The following is a 16,435-nucleotide window of genomic DNA, read 5'->3' on the forward strand; positions in this document are numbered from 1 at the left end:
AGGCATGGATCGCGTTGGACTTATTCAAATGACGTCAAGCTCTGAACCTGCGCAGAATTTGGCCTATATCGAACAGCAAGTGTCACTACTTGTGGCGCAAGGTGCGAAGTGGATTGTCACGCCGGAAAATGCACTGGTGTTTGGCACGCGACAACAGTATCACCAACATGCCGAGCCATTGGGGCAAGGGCCCTTGCAGAGTCAATTGGCTGCTATGGCTCGCTTTCATCGGGTGTGGCTGTTGGTGGGCAGCATGCCTATCCGTCGTGAGGTCGGGGTAACGACTACCTCCTTGCTGTTTGACGCTAGTGGCGATCTTGTCGCGTACTACGACAAATTACACATGTTTGATGCAGATGTCGCTGACGGCCACCAGCGCTATCGAGAATCGGAAACTTTTACCTGCGGCACAAAGCTGAGTGTTGCGTCGACGCCATTTGGTCAAATTGGCCTTTCCATCTGCTATGATGTGCGCTTTCCGCACCTCTATTCCCAATTAAGAATGCAGGGTGCCCAGATATTAGTGGTTCCTGCGGCCTTTACGGCGGTGACCGGAAAGGCACATTGGGAAGTCTTGTTAAGAGCCCGAGCGATAGAGAATCAGTGTTGGATTGTTGCGGTTGGGCAAACTGGGCTTCATCCATGTGGGCGCGAGACATGGGGTCATTCGATGGTCATCAGCCCTTGGGGTGAGGTTATTGCAAGCTTAAACCAGCAAGTGGGGAATTTAGTCGCCGATATTGACTTGGCTTACGTTGAGCAAGTTCGACAAAAAATGCCCATTGCTGCACACACCCGATTCACCAATCAGTTTATAGATAATAAGAGCAAACTATGAGTATTAACCGCATTGAAGATGCACTATTAAAACCTGCAGGATTAACCGAGCAAGATATTGCGGATACACTAGCGACAATTGCCACTCGTCAAATTGATTATGCCGATATCTATTTTCAGTCGAGCTGGCATGAATCTTTAGTGCTCGAAGACAGCATTATTAAAGACGGCTCATTTAATATCGATTGCGGTGTTGGTGTGCGTGCCATCACAGGTGAAAAAACGGGTTTTGCTTATTCAGATCAAATCCAATTAGAAGGTTTGAAACAGAGTGCAATAGCCGCACGAGGCATTGCGCAGCAAGGTAAAAGTGGTTGTGTTCAAGCCTTTAAACGTAGCGATAATCAAGCCTATTATGCGGCGGATAACCCATTAGCCAGTTGGGAAAAAAAGCAAAAAACAGAATTACTGCAAGAGCTGGATGCTTACATTCGTACCAAAGAGCCTTTGATCCAAGAAGTCTCGGTGAGCTTAAGTGGTGTGCATGAACAGATGTTAGTTGCTGCAACCGATGGGACTTACGCAGGCGATATCCGCCCGTTGGTCCGTTTGTCGATCAGCGTGTTAGCACAAAAAGGTGATCGCCGCGAGCGAGGCAGCTCTGGCGGTGGTGGTCGTTTTGGTTATGACTTTTTCCTCACCGAACAAGATGGCCGTAAAGTTGCGTTTCAGTTTGCCGATGAAGCTATCCGACAAGCCTTAGTCAACCTTGAAGCTGTCGCAGCTCCCGCTGGCGCGATGCCTGTTGTGCTCGGTTCTGGTTGGCCGGGCGTCTTGCTTCACGAAGCGGTAGGGCATGGCTTAGAAGGTGATTTTAACCGCAAAGGATCTTCTGTTTTCTCCGGTAAAATTGGCCAGAAAGTAACCTCAACGCTTTGTACGATTGTTGACGATGGCACACTGAAAGATCTGCGTGGCTCGCTCAATGTCGACGATGAAGGTGTCAATGGTCAATACAACACCTTAATTGAAAATGGCGTGTTGAAAGGCTACATACAAGACAAACTCAACGCACGTTTGATGGGGGTGAACCCTACGGGTAATGGGCGTCGTGAATCGTACGCACATTTACCGATGCCGCGCATGACCAACACTTACATGTTGCCGGGTGAACATACGCCAGAAGAGATCATTTCAACAGTGAAGAAAGGCGTTTATGCGCCCAACTTTGGCGGTGGCCAAGTGGATATCACCTCGGGTAAATTTGTGTTCTCTGCCTCTGAAGCCTATATGATTGAAAACGGCAAAATTACTTATCCAATCAAAGGTGCAACCTTGATCGGTTCTGGCATTGAGGCAATGCAACAAGTCTCGATGGTGGGTAACGATTTGAGCCTTGATCGCGGCGTTGGAGTGTGCGGTAAAGCAGGACAAAGTGTGCCTGTTGGAGTAGGGCAACCTACGCTTAAGCTAGATTCGCTCACTGTTGGTGGCACCGAATAACGTTGTTACTCGCTCAGAGCTGACGTGGTTTGTATCGCGCAGCGTAAGCAAATAAAAAGCGGCGTTTTGATGCGCCGCTTTTTTATCTCTTTTATTCACTGCGTTGAATTGAAAAAGTTAAATATCATCTCGCTCGATCGGGCAACTCATGCAGCGCGCGCCGCCTCGGCCTCGGCCGAGTTCATTGCCGGGGATGGTTAATACTTTGATGCCCGCCTTATCGTATTTCTCGTTAGTGTAGACATTGCGCTCGTAGCCAATCACAACTCCGGGTTTAACCGTTAGCACGTTGTTGGCGTCATTCCATTGCTCGCGCTCAGCCTCATAGCTATCACCACCAGTGGTGATGATTTTGAGTTTGTCCAAACCTAACGCGCGTTCAATCGCATTAACATAACTTGGCATTGAATCGACGTTCATCCCGCCATCGCCTTTTGGCGTTAAACGCCATGTTTCTAAATCATGACGCATAATTTCGGGGTAAACAGAAAAGGTGTCGACATCCATATGTGTCATCACCGTATCTAAATGCATACAAGAGCGGTGTTTAGGCAGGTTAACGGCAATCACCTCTTTGGCCTGCCCATGTTTAAATAAACTCGCAGCAAAATTTTCTACTCCTTGCACAGTCGTGCGTTCGGAAATACCAATCAACACTGCACCTTTACCGATCACCAGTACGTCGCCCCCTTCAATATTGGCATTATCGTAGTGCAGATCTTCATCACCGAAATACTTGATAAAACTCTCTCCTGCAAATACAGGATGCCAACGATAAATGGCGCGTAAATGGTTGGTTTCACGTTGGCGTGCTGGTTTCATCATCGGATTAAGCGATACGCCGCCATACACCCAGCAAGAGGTATCGCGGGTAAAGAGATGATTGGGCAACGGTTCAATCACAAAATCTAACGGACGATGCATTTTAGGTAGCATCGAAGATGAGTGGATGGGCAGTTCGGAATAAGCAAGACCACCGAGTAGCAGAGTGGCGAGGTGTTCGTTATCCATGTCAGCTAAATAGCAGCGCAGATCGCGCGCCAAAGTGGGACCATAGCGAAAATCAGAAATTTGCGTATCGAGCAACCACGCTTTGGCATCGGCAACGGCTAAGGTTTCGACTAAGAGATCATGCAGCAACAGCACTTCAACATCTTGGTCCTTCAATGTGTTGGCAAAGGCATCATGCTCTTTTCCTGCATCTTCTACGGCAAGCACATCATCAAATAACAGTTCATGACAGTTCGACGGTGTGAGATGAGTTAAGGCACGCTCTGGCCGATTGAGTAATACTCGGCGCAGTTGCCCAACTTCAGATCCAACGTACAGCTTATTCATTTTGTATCCCTACTCTTATTTCTCATGTTCTTTATGACAAGCTTAAGCGATCGATGCAAGTCTACTTAGTGGTGATATTAGCTGTTATTTTGTAAACTTATAGTTGTGTATGCTTCAAAGTGTGTGCTTATTAAAAAATAACTCCAAAACTAGCCAAATAAGCCTAATAACGACAAAGTGCTTTGTTATGCGTTTTTGGCTCAGAGGAGGGGGAATTAAGCATGAAGAATAAGTGATTTTCTATGCGGTTATTTACATAAAAAGTGCATAATGTGGGCAGGTTTAGCCAAAGCGACCTTTTTCGCTATGCATGAATGTTTGATAAACAGGCAGTTTAATGCGGTGAAAGAGCAAATCATCAGGCAGATAATCTACTGAATTAGCAAAATGAAAATAAATTGTTAAATTAAAGTGTTTTTTTATTTGGTCTGTACTTGATTGAGCAGTGATCCTTTAGAAAGATAAAGATCACGGTACGTTGTTGGTGGCAATTTTAGGCGAACCATGCCATATTTCGTCGAAATTCATTTATACCCTTCCGACGTGAAGTTGCAGCGGTGCTGGCTACGTTTGCTCACCCCAGTCACATAGTTTATCTATGTTCATGGGGATGAACTCACTTGCCGCCTATCTGCAACGCCAGGTTGATGGAGTATAGTCTACATTTAGCCAAATCTGGAGCACCTTATGTCTCAACCTCAGCAAGATGACTACGTATCCGTTGAAGAGTTAATCGAAATTCAAAAAGAAGATACTCGCGACATCATTCAAGCCCTGCTCGAAGATGGCAGTGATCCAGATGCGTTATATGAGATAGAGCACCACCTATTTGCTGAAGATTTTGACACGCTAGAAAAAGCGGTTGTTGAAGCCTTTAAAATGGGCTTTGAAGTGCTTGAAGCAGAAGAAACAGAAGATGAAGACGGCAATAAACTATTGTGCTGTGACGCGACTATGCAATCGGTACTGAAGGCCGAAGCGATCGATGAACAGGCAGAGAAGCTTATTCAACTTGCTGAAAAATATGACATTATTTACGACGGCTGGGGCACTTACTACGAAGGCGAAGATGCTCTATATGACGATGAAGAAGATGAAGACGACCAAGAGTGATTAGGCGTTATTTACCTTAATGTGAGATACCAGCCCTTTGGCTGGTATTTTTTTCGCTATGCAAAGCTAACAGAGTACTTTAGTGACGAATCATTATTTTTGTCAGCACATCTTTATTTATTTTGTATATAATCGCTCAACATTGATCTAGCTCAAGTTTATTATGCGAATTTCTCTTGCTGGCTTTTGGCAGCTTTCACCGTTGACTGATTTATCGATCCCGCAAGATGATCTTTGTTTTCCTGCGCCTCTTAGCCAAGTATTACCTCACGATATGACAGAAGCACAAATTGCCGAGCAAGAGTGGCATTTGATGCATGATGTTGAGGTGGATGAAGTGATGCTTGGTTTTGCTGCAATTGATCTTGTGCTTGAGGGGATCGATTTTTATGCGGAAATACGTTTAAACGGTGTGGCACTATTTGATTGTGATGGCAGTCAAGCGGTGTATAAAAAAGACATTCGGCCTTTGCTGCAACTCGGCCGCAATCGATTCGAAATTTTGTTTGTTGAGCAAGAAGAAGAGTGGTTGCTGGAGGATCAAGATTTACCGCAATTATGCCCATTGGGACACCACTCGGTGAAGAAATACGATGAGCGAATGGGTATTTGGCAAGAGCCTTATCTACAATGCATTCGTCATGTTCGTTTAGAGCATGTTACCACTGAACAAATCTGGCACTATGGTGGTGGCTGTGAGTTTTTGGTTCACTTACATTATCAAACCTACGCACCAGGATTAGTTTCCGCGGTGGTGAAATTTAATGGTATGAGCTATCAGTTACCTATTGATGTGCGTCATCAGCACGCCAGTGCTTTATTTCAAGTGGAAGCGCCGAAGTACGCAGATCTTACACAGCTTAACCCGAATGATTTGTATACCTTATCGGTGCAACTTGATGGTCAGCAGCAATCCTTCCATATTGCGTTAAGCGAAGATCTCTGTGTTACCCATTTTCCTATCTGATCAACGTACAGTTAATGAGAGCATTTCATTGGTGACCATTCTTGCGGATGCCTCTTTTGCCAGAACTTCTCGTAGAAGTAGTAAGCACACGTATTAATGCTCGGTTCGATCATGGCTAAAACACCACCAATGACAAAACTTCCGGTCATGATATATGCCACGCTAAATGCAACACTGAAGTGCACTACAGCAAAGCTACCTGTTTTAATTTTGGCCGACTGTGAGTAGCGGCGCAGTGGGGCGTAGTGCGCCCATACTTTTTCGTGAAAGTAAAAAGCAACGGTATTGACCATCGGCTCAAGCATGGCAATCAGACTACCAAGAATAATGTCGCCCGTAAGTAGATAAACGACGGTAAACGCAATACTGAAATGGATCGCGGCAAAGCTAAGCGTTTTTTTCATAATGTTCACCTAAACGGTTATCGGGTTGATGTAAACATTATTGATAATTATTCTCAATAAGTAAAGGTAATTGAGCCTATTAGTTTGATAGCCAATTCCTAACTGAGGCGCTTGTCGTTGGCATAAAAAAAAGCGCCTCATGCGCTTTTTTATGACGATGCAGGGTTTCTATCCTTGCGGTTTGACAACCAGTACATTGATTGGCGAGTTTTGCACTACTTTACTGGCCACCGATCCCAGCATCACTTTATCGATCTTCGATCGTTTATGGCTTGGCATGATAATCAAATCAGCTCCGAGCTTTTCTGCGTAATCTAAAATGGTGCTGTAGGCTTTACCTTCCGCTACATGCAGTTTGTAGATTATTTCGTCAGCGATATGTTGATCTGCAAACTGTTTTAGCTGTTGCTTGACGTCTTCTTTCATTTTCGCCGCGGCATCTTTCGGGAAGTATGTGGCGACCATCGACATGTGGATACCAGGTAATACATTTAAAAGATGAATTTCAGCATTGGAATGTGTCGCGTGCCAAACAGCAAGTTCAACGGCTTTGTCAGAAAAGCCTTTTTCATTAAGGTCCACTGGAACAAGGATGTGTTTATACATTATGGATTATCTCATCTACGATAGGGTGCTTTAGAGCACCTTGTTTCCGTAAAGTATATGCCTAGCTCGTGCTAGGCATATTGATTAAGCGCGTATTTCTTGTGTTCTCATACGGCGTTTTTGATTCCAAGCTAGCGTCAGCACTAATAATAATGCAGGTAAGAAAACCCACTCTTTCATTGGCCGCTGGCTTTCCAACACAACTGAGCGGATTTCCCAATCAAAATCTATGCCTGCAGCTTCAGCTGGACTGCCAAACTCAATCATATCCACCAGCATACGATTACTGGTTTCTTTCAGGGTTAGCCCCATTGATTGAATACGCTGTTCTGCCGTTGACGCTTGATCATCAAAAGGGAGTAGTACTGTTTTTGATAAGTAATCACCTTCAATGGTTTCACCAGCGACGATAAGCTCTATCGATTGACCCACATCGAGGTTTTCTACAATTTGCGCTATCTCTGTGCCTGGGTGCAGTTCGCTCGCAGGATAAATCATGTCCCACCAAAAACCGGGTCGGAAGAACGAGAACGTCAGTACCAACAACAAGACGGTTTCCCACCACTTATTGCGAGTGAGCCACCAACCTTGAGTCGCAGCAGAAAACAGCAGCATTGCGGTAATGGCCGAGAAAATGGTTAACGCTAAGTGCCACCATGTATCAATTCCCATTAGCAGTAGTTGAGTGTTGAATACGAACATAAAGGGCAAAATGGCGGTACGAATATCGTAAGCAAACCCTTGAATACCTGTACGAATAGGGTCTGATTTAGCGATAGCGGCTGCGGCAAATGCCGCCAAGCCAACTGGTGGGGTGTCATCTGCCAAAATGCCGAAATAGAACACAAATAAGTGTACGGCAATCAATGGGATGATAAGACCATGAGCGGCTCCCAGTGTCACAATGACGGGAGCCATTAAGGTTGATACGACGATGTAGTTGGCGGTGGTCGGTAAGCCCATACCAAGAATGAGGCTGATCACGGCGGTAAAAATCAGCATCAGTATGACGCTGCCACCGGAGATAAACTCAACAAAATCGGTCATCACTAAGCCAATGCCAGTCAAGGTGACGACACCAACGACGGTTCCTGCGGCTGCGGTTGCCACACCAATGCCAATCATATTCCGCGCGCCCGAAACCAAGCTTTCGGCAAGATCAACAAATCCAGCCTTCACTTGCGTGTTCAAATCGTTGCTCTTATTGAGTAACGACATGATTGGTCGCTGAGTGATCAAAATGAAGACCATAAATATCGTGGCCCAAAAGGCGGATAATCCAGGCGAGAAGCGCTCGACCGTCAAACACCATACGAGCACCACAATAGGTAGCAGGTAATGAAGCCCTGATTTTACCGTCGGCCCAGGGTCGGGTACTTCTTGGATATCCATATCCATTGCACTTTCTGAGGCGTAGCGAGACGAAATTTTAATCAGAGCGACATAAGTCAGTAAAAGCGCGACCGTAACAATTGGAGTAGCGGCGTCACCAAACACCTCTTTGGTCCAACCAATGCCGTAGTAAACAACAGCGCTGAGAACGCAAAGCCCTAAAATAGTACCCGTAAATGAAAGTAAGCTTTGCACCCATGTTGGTGTATGACGGCGAGGTAGGCCTTTCATTCCTGCTTTGCAGGCTTCCAAATGGACAATATAAATTAAGGCAATATAAGAGATAAGCGCTGGTAGTAGCGCCGCACGGATCACTTCAACATAGGAAATACCGACATATTCCACCATTAAAAATGCGGCAGCACCCATGATAGGCGGGGTCAATTGGCCATTGGTGGAAGCGGCTACTTCAACAGCGCCCGCCTTTGTTCCGGGAAAGCCGACACGTTTCATCAAGGGAATGGTAAAAGTACCGGTGGTAACTACGTTTGCAATCGATGAGCCAGACACTAGCCCCGATAAGCCTGAGGCTACAACCGCTGCTTTCGCGGGACCGCCTCGCATGTGGCCCAGCAGTGAAAAGGCCACTTTGATAAAATAGGAACCTGCGCCAGCTCGTTCAAGCATTGCTCCAAATAGAACAAACAAGAACACAAAAGAGGTGGAAACTCCAAGAGCCACCCCAAAAACCCCTTCAGTGGTCAGCCATAAATGAGACATCGCTTTGTTTAGGCTCGCTCCTTTATGAGCGATCACATCCGGCATGTAGGGGCCACCAAAGGTGTAGAGCAAAAAGAGTGCTGCGACCAACATTAGCGGTGGCCCTAACGCTCGACGTGTTGCTTCAAGTAATAGCACCATTCCTGTGACGGAGACCGCTATATCAATCAAGGTTGGCGCACCAGAGCGACCAGCCAACTCATTGTAAAATAAATAGATGTAAGCAGCAGAGAAACTGCCCGCCAATGCCAAAATCCAATCAATCAATGGAATGCGATCGCGTGGTGAGTTCTTTAACGCAGGGTAAGCAGTAAAGGCGAGAAAGACAGCGAATGTGAGGTGAATGGCTCGTGCTTGCGTATCGTTTAAGATGGCAAAGTTAAAAATAAAGGGCAGCGGTGAAGCATACCAAAGTTGGAATAGTGACCAACATAGTGGGACAAACCACAAAATGCGCCCCGGCAAGCCGTGAGGGTTTCTTGCGCCAGTATCAGATTGCGCTACCATTTCCTGCACATCGGTTGACGGAGTAAGTGTCTTCGTCATGTACGTTATCCTTATTATTGGCTGCCTACGTCTCGGTTGGTCACAGGGTCAATTCACTGCTAATGAGAAGTGGGCTATTGCGGAACAGAACAAAAGGTGGGTTGTTAAATCATTTAAAACCCAAATGTGCCCAGAGAGTCGTTGTAAACGAAAGGGCATATCGCTCGTGACTGAAAGGGCAATCAAAGGAGACGTTCAGCCTCCTTTGATTCGGTATCGCTATTGTTGGTTTTCGCGATGCGAAATTATTTTAGCAGACCGATTTCTTTGTAGTATTTTTCTGCGCCAGGGTGAAGAGGAATGGAGATCCCCGCTTTCACCATGTCTTCTTTTTTCAAGTTAGCAAAGGCAGGGTGAAGACGTTTAAAGGTATCAAAATCTTCAAATACCGCTTTGACCAAATTGTATGCGACTTCATCAGACACATCAGTGCTTGATACCAAGGTCGCAGCCACACCAAAACTGGTTACATCTTTATCTGTTCCACGGTACATGCCAGCAGGAATCGTGCTGTAAGCGTAGTAAGGGTTATTGGCAACAATTTTTTCAATTTCAGGGCCAGTAGCAGAGACGAGTTTTGCATCGCATGAGGTCGTTGCTTCTTTGATTGAACCATTTGGATGGCCAACCATATAAATAAAGGCATCTATTTTATTGTCGCACAATGCTTGAGAGCGCTCAGAGCCTTTGAGCTCAGAAGCCAATTTGAAGCTGTCATTGGTCCAACCAAATGCATCCATCACCACTGCCATGGTGGCCCTGTCACCAGAACCTGGGTTACCAATGTTGACACGTTTACCTTTCAAGTCAGCCACGTTTTCAATGCCAGAATCCGCGCGGGCAATGATATTAAAAGGTTCGGTATGAAGGGAAAAAACTGCGCGCAGTTTTTTATTCGGGCCTTGCTCGGCAAATTCACTGGTACCGTTATAACCATGGTACTGCCAGTCAGATTGAACAATACCGAAATCGAGTTCACCTGCACGAATCGTGTTCACGTTGTAGATCGATCCGCCCGTTGATTCTACTGAGCAGCGAATGTTGTGATCTTTACGCCCTTTATTAACCAGCTTACAAATAGCACCACCTGTCGGGTAGTAAACACCAGTGACGGATCCTGTACCAATCGTAATGAACTCTTGTGCGCTTAACGTACCTGTACCCATGACCGCTGCTGCAATAATTCCAACTTTAATCAATTTATTCAATGCCATGAATTTTCCTTCCTTATTCATTATTAACCCCATAGATAATTGTTGTTACACCCTTCCCACCTGAAGTTGCTGTGGTGTTGGCTACGTTCGTTCACCCCAATCACAGAATTATCCATGCTTATGACGACTGACTCACTTGCCGCCTACCCGCAACTTCAAATTGTTTGGGTATCAGGGGAGTTTCCTCATCTAGAAACGGCATCTTTTTCAATCCGTATGTTGAAAAAGTGGCTAAATAATACCAAAAAATCGACACATAATTACAGGAATGTTAAAAAATGTAGCGAAATTGGCTATCAATAAGCGTCATTGTCAGAGCCAAAATATGGCAATAGCTTGCCTATCAAGGAGTTATTCCTCTTTCTGCTGTGACAACTTATTGCTGAAGATGTGAAGAGAATCACGCCGACTTGACTCAGTGTGATTCTACTAGAGAGTGAGATGAAATGCGTTTAGTGACAAATTACCCTGCGTAATCAAACAGATCACAGACTGAATCAAACAGCTGCTTTGTCGTTACGTTCAGTGTCGGTGTGATAAAAATGGTATCGTCACCGGCCACCACACCCAAGATGCCTTCTGATTTGCCCAGAGAATCAAGTAACCGAGCAATAAGCTGCGCCGCTCCTGGTCCGGTATGAATCACTACCAGCGCGGCATTGTGATCTATATCTAGCACTAATTCACGCAGTGAACTTGATACGGTTGGTACACCGAGTTCAGCAGGAAGACAGTAGACCATCTCCATTTTTGCATTGCGAGTGCGTACCGCGCCAAATTTAGTCAGCATGCGAGATACTTTGGATTGGTTGATATTATCAAACCCTTCATTGCGCAGGGCATCGACAATGTCACCTTGAGATCCAAAACGTTCTTCTTTTAATAGATTTTTAAAAGCACGAACCAGATTATCTTGCTTATCATTATTGTTGCGCATAGTTATCGTCTTCGATTAGCCATTTATTGCTGCATATTCTCGCATAGCTATGCAGTTATCGCCAAATTATCGTCCAAAAGTGTCTAAAAGGTCACTGTAAACTTTTATGTAAAACTTTGGTCGAATGGCAACTTAACTCTTTGTCGGTAAAGATAAACAAGGTCATAATTGCCATCGGTGCTGTAGCACGATTTTAGCGAATTGCGCGAGGTCGCAAAGCTAGCGTTAATTGATTGTAATCATATTGTGATTGCTATAGTTTTCTAGCTTAAAAATACCCTACACAAAAACATTTATAAGAGATTTATTCTCAAGGAGAACTACGATGAAAGTAGCTGTTATTGGTGCCGCTGGTGGCATCGGTCAAGCCCTAGCACTTCTACTTAAAAACCATCTTCCTGCTGGTTCCGATCTGGCGCTGTATGACATCGCACCGGTGACTCCGGGCGTTGCTGCCGATCTAAGCCACATTCCTACTCCCGTATCGATCAAAGGCTATGCTGGCGAAGATCCAACACCTGCGCTTGAAGGTGCGGATGTAGTCCTTGTTTCTGCTGGTGTCGCTCGTAAGCCGGGTATGGATCGCGCGGATCTGTTTAATGTTAACGCTGGCATTGTGAAAGCGTTGGCTGAAAAGATTGCGGTTGTCTGTCCAAAAGCCTGTGTGGGCATTATCACCAACCCTGTCAATACAACAGTACCTATTGCAGCGGAAGTCTTGAAAAAAGCAGGCGTTTACGACAAGCGTAAGCTATTTGGTGTGACAACGTTGGATGTGATCCGCTCAGAAACGTTTGTCGCGGCGCTAAAAGATAAAAACCCTAGCGAGATTATTGTGCCTGTGATTGGCGGCCACTCAGGCGTCACTATCCTTCCTTTGCTTTCGCAAATTGAAGGGGTTGAGTTCACGGCTGAAGAAGTGGAAGCACTAACTAAGCGTATTCAAAACGCAGGCACCGAAGTAGTGGAAGCGAAGGCGGGTGGCGGCAGTGCAACACTGTCAATGGGTCAAGCGGCTTGCCGTTTTGGCTTATCATTAGTCAAAGCACTACAAGGTGAACCAGGTGTTGTGGAATGTGCCTACGTTGACGGTGGTAGTGAGCATGCTTCATTCTTTGCACAACCGATTAAACTCGGTAAAGAGGGTGTCGAAGAAGTGTTGAGCTATGGTGCATTGAGTGCCTATGAACAAGCCGCGTTAGATGGAATGCTGACAACACTGAAAGGTGATATTCAGCTAGGTGTTGATTTCGCCAAATAAAGAATAACATTATCTTATACAAAAATGCCGCTTGCTCATCCAAGCGGCATTTTTTATGGTTTTTACCAATATTTTTGTATGATGATGCTTTGAACTGTGTAATATGCGGTTTTTTTTACTGAGCAGTGCATTATTTTCGTCGTGAACTTACAAACTTTTTGATCCCTAGCAATGAATTTGACTATTGACTCACTATCTCAGTGACCGCGATCACATAGGGATTGATGTCTGGTAAATATGTTCTCTAAAATAGCGCCTTCCTCTAATGTGTAAACACTCACTGGATAGTTCCCATGGATAATAAGCTTGGTTTGGGCTCACTGACAGCACTGGTCATTGGTTCAATGATTGGCGCTGGTGTTTTTAGCCTGCCACAAAACATGGCCTCAGTCGCCAGCCCTTTGGCGGTAATGATCGGTTGGGGGATCACCGGCGTTGGTATGATCTTTCTCGCGCTCTCTTTTCAACAACTTGCCATTCATAAACCTCATATTAATAGTGGCGTATTTGGTTTTGCTCGAGAAGGATTTGGTGACTTTGCGGGTTTTTGTTCCGCATGGGGTTACTGGTTTAGCGCCATGGTGGCTAATGTCTCTTATCTGGTAATTGTTTTTAGTACCTTAGGCATGTTGTTTGATACACCAGATAACGTGATGTTTGGGGCGGGTAATACGTGGCTTTCCATTGGGAGTGCATCGGTATTACTTTGGTTGGTGCATGCGTTGGTCAAAAAAGGAGTACAAACGGCCGCATTCATTAATCTGATTACCACCTTTGCTAAAATGATCCCTCTCGTGTTGTTCATCATTTGTGCCGCTTTTGCTTTTTCTTGGGACAAATTCACATTGGATTTTACAGGCTTACACTTCGGTGTTGGCCATGATCTGCTGGATCAAATAAAAAGCACCATGTTGATCACGGTATGGGTGTTCATCGGAATAGAGGGAGCGGTTGTTGTGTCAAGCCGCGCTCGCCACCGTGCTGATATCGGTAAAGCGACTATTCTCGGTTTGCTTACGGCGTTGACCATTTATGTATTGGTCACCTTATTGTCGATGGGCGTGATTAAACCAGTTGAATTGGCGCAATATCAGAACCCTTCAATGGCCAAAGTGCTGACGACTATTCTTGGTCCTTGGGGCGAGTACATTATCGGTGTTGGATTAATTATTTCGGTGTGCGGTGCTTTTCTTAGCTGGACGGTCCTGGCCTCCGAAGCGCCATTTTTATGTGCTAGAGATAAGATGTTTCCTGCCATCTACGCCCAGCAAAACGAAGCGGGGAGCCCAGTAAAAGCGTTAACTCTAACCAATATTTGCATTCAGGTCTCACTGATTCTGGTGATGTACGCAGGCAGTACCTACGATACGCTGCTGATCTTCGCTTCAGAAATGATCCTTGTTCCCTATTTTTTGATCGGCGCCTTTACGTTAAAGATCGCGATTGAACAGAAGAATAAAGGCAAACTTCTGGTGATAGGTTCTTGTGCCACCATTTATGGGATTTGGCTTTTGTATGCCTCTGGTTTGCACTATTTGATGCTCTCCGCGCTACTCTACTTACCTGGGCTCTATTTCTACATGAAAGCTAAACGAGAGCAGGGCATTCATCCTTTTCAAGGCAAAGAAAAGTTAGGAGCTTGTGCTTTAACGATCGTGGCTGTTTTTGCATTTGGCATGATTTGGCAAGGCGGGTTTTAAATAACGCTTAGAATCAAAAAGAGCCTCAATTGAGGCTCTTTTTGTAGCGGTGCATTTTTAGGCAAAGATCGATTCTTCGTCCAAGCTAGCTGCTGTTCTACTTTGTCCTATTCACAGCCATATGAGCTAGAGCTATCAGTGCTTGTTTATATTCACTTTCTGGCAGGATAGACAGCTCATTGATCGCTTTATCGGCTTCTTCGAGCGCTTTGTTGGTTGTGTATTCAAGCGAGCCTGTTTGTTTCATTGCCGCTAGAATTGCATCCAGCTGTTCCATGCCATTGGCTTTTTCGATGGCCTCACGGATCATCTCTTTTTGTTCGGGTGTACCATGCTGCATTGCGTACAATAGAGGAAGTGTTGGTTTGCCTTCCGCTAAATCATCGCCCACATTTTTGCCCATTTCACTGCCATCAGAGGTGTAATCCATCACGTCATCAATGAGCTGGAAAGCTGTGCCAAGGTACTTACCATAGTTCTGTAGTGCCGTTTCAATTTCAGGAGAAGCATTACTTAATATCGCACCAATCTGGGTCGCTGCTTCAAACAAACGCGCCGTTTTCGAGTAGATCACCTGTAGGTAATTTTCCTCGGTAGTGTTTGGATCATTACAGTTCATCAATTGTTGCACTTCGCCTTCAGCGATAACGTTCACCGCATCGCTCATCAGCTCAAGGATCCTTAACGATCCTAGTGTAGTCATCATTTGGAAGGAACGCGTGTAGATGAAATCCCCCACTAACACGCTCGCTGCATTGCCAAATGCCGCGTTCGCTGTTGCTTTGCCACGGCGCATATCCGATTCATCGACAACGTCGTCATGCAACAAGGTTGCCGTGTGGAGGAATTCAATAAATGCAGCGGCTGTCGTGTGCGCTTCACCTTGATAACCAAGGGCTCGAGCCGACAAAATAGCCAGCAAAGGACGCAGGCGTTTCCCACCTCCGCTGACGATGTAGAATCCTAATTGATTGATTAAAGATACATCAGAGTTGAGCTGAGCTTGAATCGTTTCATTCACTTTTGCCATGTCATCGGCAGTAAGCGTTTGGATAGCTTTAAAATCCATGGTTAATCCGGCTGAAGTTAGAACCTATAAGGTGTTGTGTTCTTCTATAATTCTCGAATAATACACTAAAAAACGTTGATTAATACAAGGCTTAAAGGCATGATTGCGCCACTTTTCATTGGCGATTAGCTTTTCGCCAATTTTTTCAAAATATGGCTTGTCTTGGGGTACTCATTCGCGTAGAATCTGCGCCCTATTGATGATTAGTTTAGCGCACACCCAAATTGCTCAAATAAAAAGCATACGGCTGTGCGGAAAGAGCGGAGTAAAATATGTACGCTGTTTTCCAATCTGGTGGTAAACAACACCGTGTAAGCGAAGGTCAAACTCTTCGTTTAGAGAAATTAGACGTTGAAACTGGTGCAACTGTTGAATTTGATAAAGTTCTACTAGTTGCTAACGGTGAGCAAATCACTGTTGGGGCACCTCTTGTTGAAGGCGGTAAAATTACTGCTGAAGTAGTACAACACGGTCGTGGCGATAAAGTTAAAATCGTTAAGTTCCGTCGTCGTAAACACTCTCGTAAACAACAAGGCCACCGTCAGTGGTTCACTGAAGTGAAAATCACTGGCATCAACGCTTAAGTAATTTAGGAGAGTTTAACAATGGCACACAAAAAAGCTGGCGGTTCTACTCGTAACGGCCGCGATTCAGAAAGCAAACGTCTTGGTGTTAAGCGTTTCGGTGGTGAATCTGTTCTTGCAGGTAACATCATCGTTCGTCAACGTGGTACTAAGTTCCACGCAGGCACTAACGTTGGTATCGGTAAAGACCATACTCTTTTCGCTCTTACTGAAGGTAAAGTGAAATTTGAAGTTAAAGGTCCTAAAAACCGTAAATTTGTTAGCATCGACGCTGAATAAATTTATACCTAACTGAACTCAAAAG

The 16,435-nt window shown here is 45.2% G+C and carries 15 protein-coding genes; 8 read left to right on the forward strand and 7 right to left on the reverse strand.

What is annotated here, in order from left to right:
* The first annotated feature begins 4 nt into the window (after window positions 1–4).
* Both AACV12_RS16655 and tldD read left to right on the forward strand, forming a co-directional pair.
* The gene (locus tag AACV12_RS16655) at window positions 5–838 is read left to right on the forward strand and encodes a carbon-nitrogen hydrolase family protein (protein WP_170901018.1); all 834 of its coding nucleotides are present in this window, start codon (window positions 5–7) and stop codon (window positions 836–838) included.
* The gene (tldD, locus tag AACV12_RS16660; protein WP_013857867.1) at window positions 835–2,280 is read left to right on the forward strand and encodes a metalloprotease TldD; all 1,446 of its coding nucleotides are present in this window, start codon (window positions 835–837) and stop codon (window positions 2,278–2,280) included. The genes AACV12_RS16655 and tldD overlap by 4 nt, the downstream gene beginning before the upstream one ends.
* A gap of 117 nt (window positions 2,281–2,397) precedes the next feature.
* Here tldD and arcA read toward each other — a convergent pair whose 3' ends face one another.
* Entirely contained in the window at window positions 2,398–3,618 is a 1,221-nt protein-coding gene (gene arcA / locus AACV12_RS16665) for an arginine deiminase (RefSeq protein WP_170901019.1), read from the reverse strand.
* 687 nt (window positions 3,619–4,305) lie between these two features.
* Between arcA and rraB the strand changes: the two genes are divergently transcribed.
* Window positions 4,306–4,731: a ribonuclease E inhibitor RraB gene (gene rraB / locus AACV12_RS16670; protein ID WP_017046663.1), complete on the forward strand. Its 426-nt coding sequence runs from the start codon at window positions 4,306–4,308 to the stop codon at window positions 4,729–4,731.
* Window positions 4,732–4,894: 163 nt separating this feature from the next.
* On the forward strand, window positions 4,895–5,698 hold the full coding sequence (locus tag AACV12_RS16675; RefSeq protein WP_013857849.1) for a glycosyl hydrolase 2 galactose-binding domain-containing protein: 804 nt from the start codon (window positions 4,895–4,897) through the stop codon (window positions 5,696–5,698).
* Window positions 5,699–5,709: 11 nt separating this feature from the next.
* Here AACV12_RS16675 and AACV12_RS16680 read toward each other — a convergent pair whose 3' ends face one another.
* The 5 genes from AACV12_RS16680 to argR form a co-directional block, all read right to left on the reverse strand.
* Window positions 5,710–6,102: a DUF2061 domain-containing protein gene (locus AACV12_RS16680; RefSeq protein WP_064624308.1), complete on the reverse strand. Its 393-nt coding sequence runs from the start codon at window positions 6,100–6,102 to the stop codon at window positions 5,710–5,712.
* Between the two features lie 168 nt (window positions 6,103–6,270).
* Entirely contained in the window at window positions 6,271–6,708 is a 438-nt protein-coding gene (locus tag AACV12_RS16685; protein ID WP_170901020.1) for a universal stress protein, read from the reverse strand.
* Window positions 6,709–6,792: 84 nt separating this feature from the next.
* On the reverse strand, window positions 6,793–9,366 hold the full coding sequence (locus AACV12_RS16690) for a TRAP transporter permease (RefSeq protein WP_094128151.1): 2,574 nt from the start codon (window positions 9,364–9,366) through the stop codon (window positions 6,793–6,795).
* A gap of 245 nt (window positions 9,367–9,611) precedes the next feature.
* Complete coding sequence (locus AACV12_RS16695; protein WP_026027829.1) at window positions 9,612–10,580, reverse strand: TAXI family TRAP transporter solute-binding subunit; 969 nt, start codon at window positions 10,578–10,580, stop codon at window positions 9,612–9,614.
* Between the two features lie 463 nt (window positions 10,581–11,043).
* Window positions 11,044–11,517, reverse strand: coding sequence for a transcriptional regulator ArgR (gene argR / locus AACV12_RS16700; RefSeq protein ID WP_013857844.1), 474 nt, complete (start codon window positions 11,515–11,517; stop codon window positions 11,044–11,046).
* Between the two features lie 325 nt (window positions 11,518–11,842).
* Between argR and mdh the strand changes: the two genes are divergently transcribed.
* On the forward strand, window positions 11,843–12,778 hold the full coding sequence (gene mdh / locus AACV12_RS16705; protein ID WP_017043806.1) for a malate dehydrogenase: 936 nt from the start codon (window positions 11,843–11,845) through the stop codon (window positions 12,776–12,778).
* 293 nt (window positions 12,779–13,071) lie between these two features.
* Window positions 13,072–14,478 carry a basic amino acid/polyamine antiporter gene (locus AACV12_RS16710; RefSeq protein ID WP_013857842.1) on the forward strand — a complete coding sequence of 469 codons (1,407 nt, stop codon included), beginning with the start codon at window positions 13,072–13,074 and terminating at the stop codon, window positions 14,476–14,478.
* 97 nt (window positions 14,479–14,575) lie between these two features.
* Here AACV12_RS16710 and ispB read toward each other — a convergent pair whose 3' ends face one another.
* The gene (ispB, locus tag AACV12_RS16715) at window positions 14,576–15,547 is read right to left on the reverse strand and encodes an octaprenyl diphosphate synthase (RefSeq protein WP_017047084.1); all 972 of its coding nucleotides are present in this window, start codon (window positions 15,545–15,547) and stop codon (window positions 14,576–14,578) included.
* A 272-nt stretch (window positions 15,548–15,819) separates the two neighbouring features.
* On the opposite strand from ispB, the gene rplU reads away from it, so the two are divergent.
* Window positions 15,820–16,131 (forward strand): 50S ribosomal protein L21, encoded by a 312-nt coding sequence (gene rplU / locus AACV12_RS16720; RefSeq protein WP_010320620.1) that lies wholly within the window; start codon window positions 15,820–15,822, stop codon window positions 16,129–16,131.
* 21 nt (window positions 16,132–16,152) lie between these two features.
* On the forward strand, window positions 16,153–16,410 hold the full coding sequence (gene rpmA / locus AACV12_RS16725; protein WP_010320621.1) for a 50S ribosomal protein L27: 258 nt from the start codon (window positions 16,153–16,155) through the stop codon (window positions 16,408–16,410).
* Window positions 16,411–16,435 lie beyond the last annotated feature (25 nt).

The sequence above is a fragment of the Vibrio sp. 2-2(8) genome (assembly GCF_963888495.1).
Classification (GTDB): domain Bacteria; phylum Pseudomonadota; class Gammaproteobacteria; order Enterobacterales; family Vibrionaceae; genus Vibrio; species Vibrio anguillarum.

Excerpts from the sequence above, each read along its gene's own strand:
- ispB (WP_017047084.1), bottom strand. The coding sequence starts at position 15,547 with ATGGATTTTAAAGCTATCCAAACGCTTACTGCCGATGACATGGCAAAA.
- AACV12_RS16675 (WP_013857849.1), top strand. The coding sequence starts at position 4,895 with ATGCGAATTTCTCTTGCTGGCTTTTGGCAGCTTTCACCGTTGACTGAT.
- AACV12_RS16680 (WP_064624308.1), bottom strand. The coding sequence starts at position 6,102 with ATGAAAAAAACGCTTAGCTTTGCCGCGATCCATTTCAGTATTGCGTTT.
- rpmA (WP_010320621.1), top strand. The coding sequence starts at position 16,153 with ATGGCACACAAAAAAGCTGGCGGTTCTACTCGTAACGGCCGCGATTCA.
- rraB (WP_017046663.1), top strand. The coding sequence starts at position 4,306 with ATGTCTCAACCTCAGCAAGATGACTACGTATCCGTTGAAGAGTTAATC.
- AACV12_RS16695 (WP_026027829.1), bottom strand. The coding sequence starts at position 10,580 with ATGGCATTGAATAAATTGATTAAAGTTGGAATTATTGCAGCAGCGGTC.
- AACV12_RS16690 (WP_094128151.1), bottom strand. The coding sequence starts at position 9,366 with ATGACGAAGACACTTACTCCGTCAACCGATGTGCAGGAAATGGTAGCG.
- tldD (WP_013857867.1), top strand. The coding sequence starts at position 835 with ATGAGTATTAACCGCATTGAAGATGCACTATTAAAACCTGCAGGATTA.
- AACV12_RS16655 (WP_170901018.1), top strand. The coding sequence starts at position 5 with ATGGATCGCGTTGGACTTATTCAAATGACGTCAAGCTCTGAACCTGCG.
- arcA (WP_170901019.1), bottom strand. The coding sequence starts at position 3,618 with ATGAATAAGCTGTACGTTGGATCTGAAGTTGGGCAACTGCGCCGAGTA.
- argR (WP_013857844.1), bottom strand. The coding sequence starts at position 11,517 with ATGCGCAACAATAATGATAAGCAAGATAATCTGGTTCGTGCTTTTAAA.
- rplU (WP_010320620.1), top strand. The coding sequence starts at position 15,820 with ATGTACGCTGTTTTCCAATCTGGTGGTAAACAACACCGTGTAAGCGAA.
- mdh (WP_017043806.1), top strand. The coding sequence starts at position 11,843 with ATGAAAGTAGCTGTTATTGGTGCCGCTGGTGGCATCGGTCAAGCCCTA.
- AACV12_RS16710 (WP_013857842.1), top strand. The coding sequence starts at position 13,072 with ATGGATAATAAGCTTGGTTTGGGCTCACTGACAGCACTGGTCATTGGT.
- AACV12_RS16685 (WP_170901020.1), bottom strand. The coding sequence starts at position 6,708 with ATGTATAAACACATCCTTGTTCCAGTGGACCTTAATGAAAAAGGCTTT.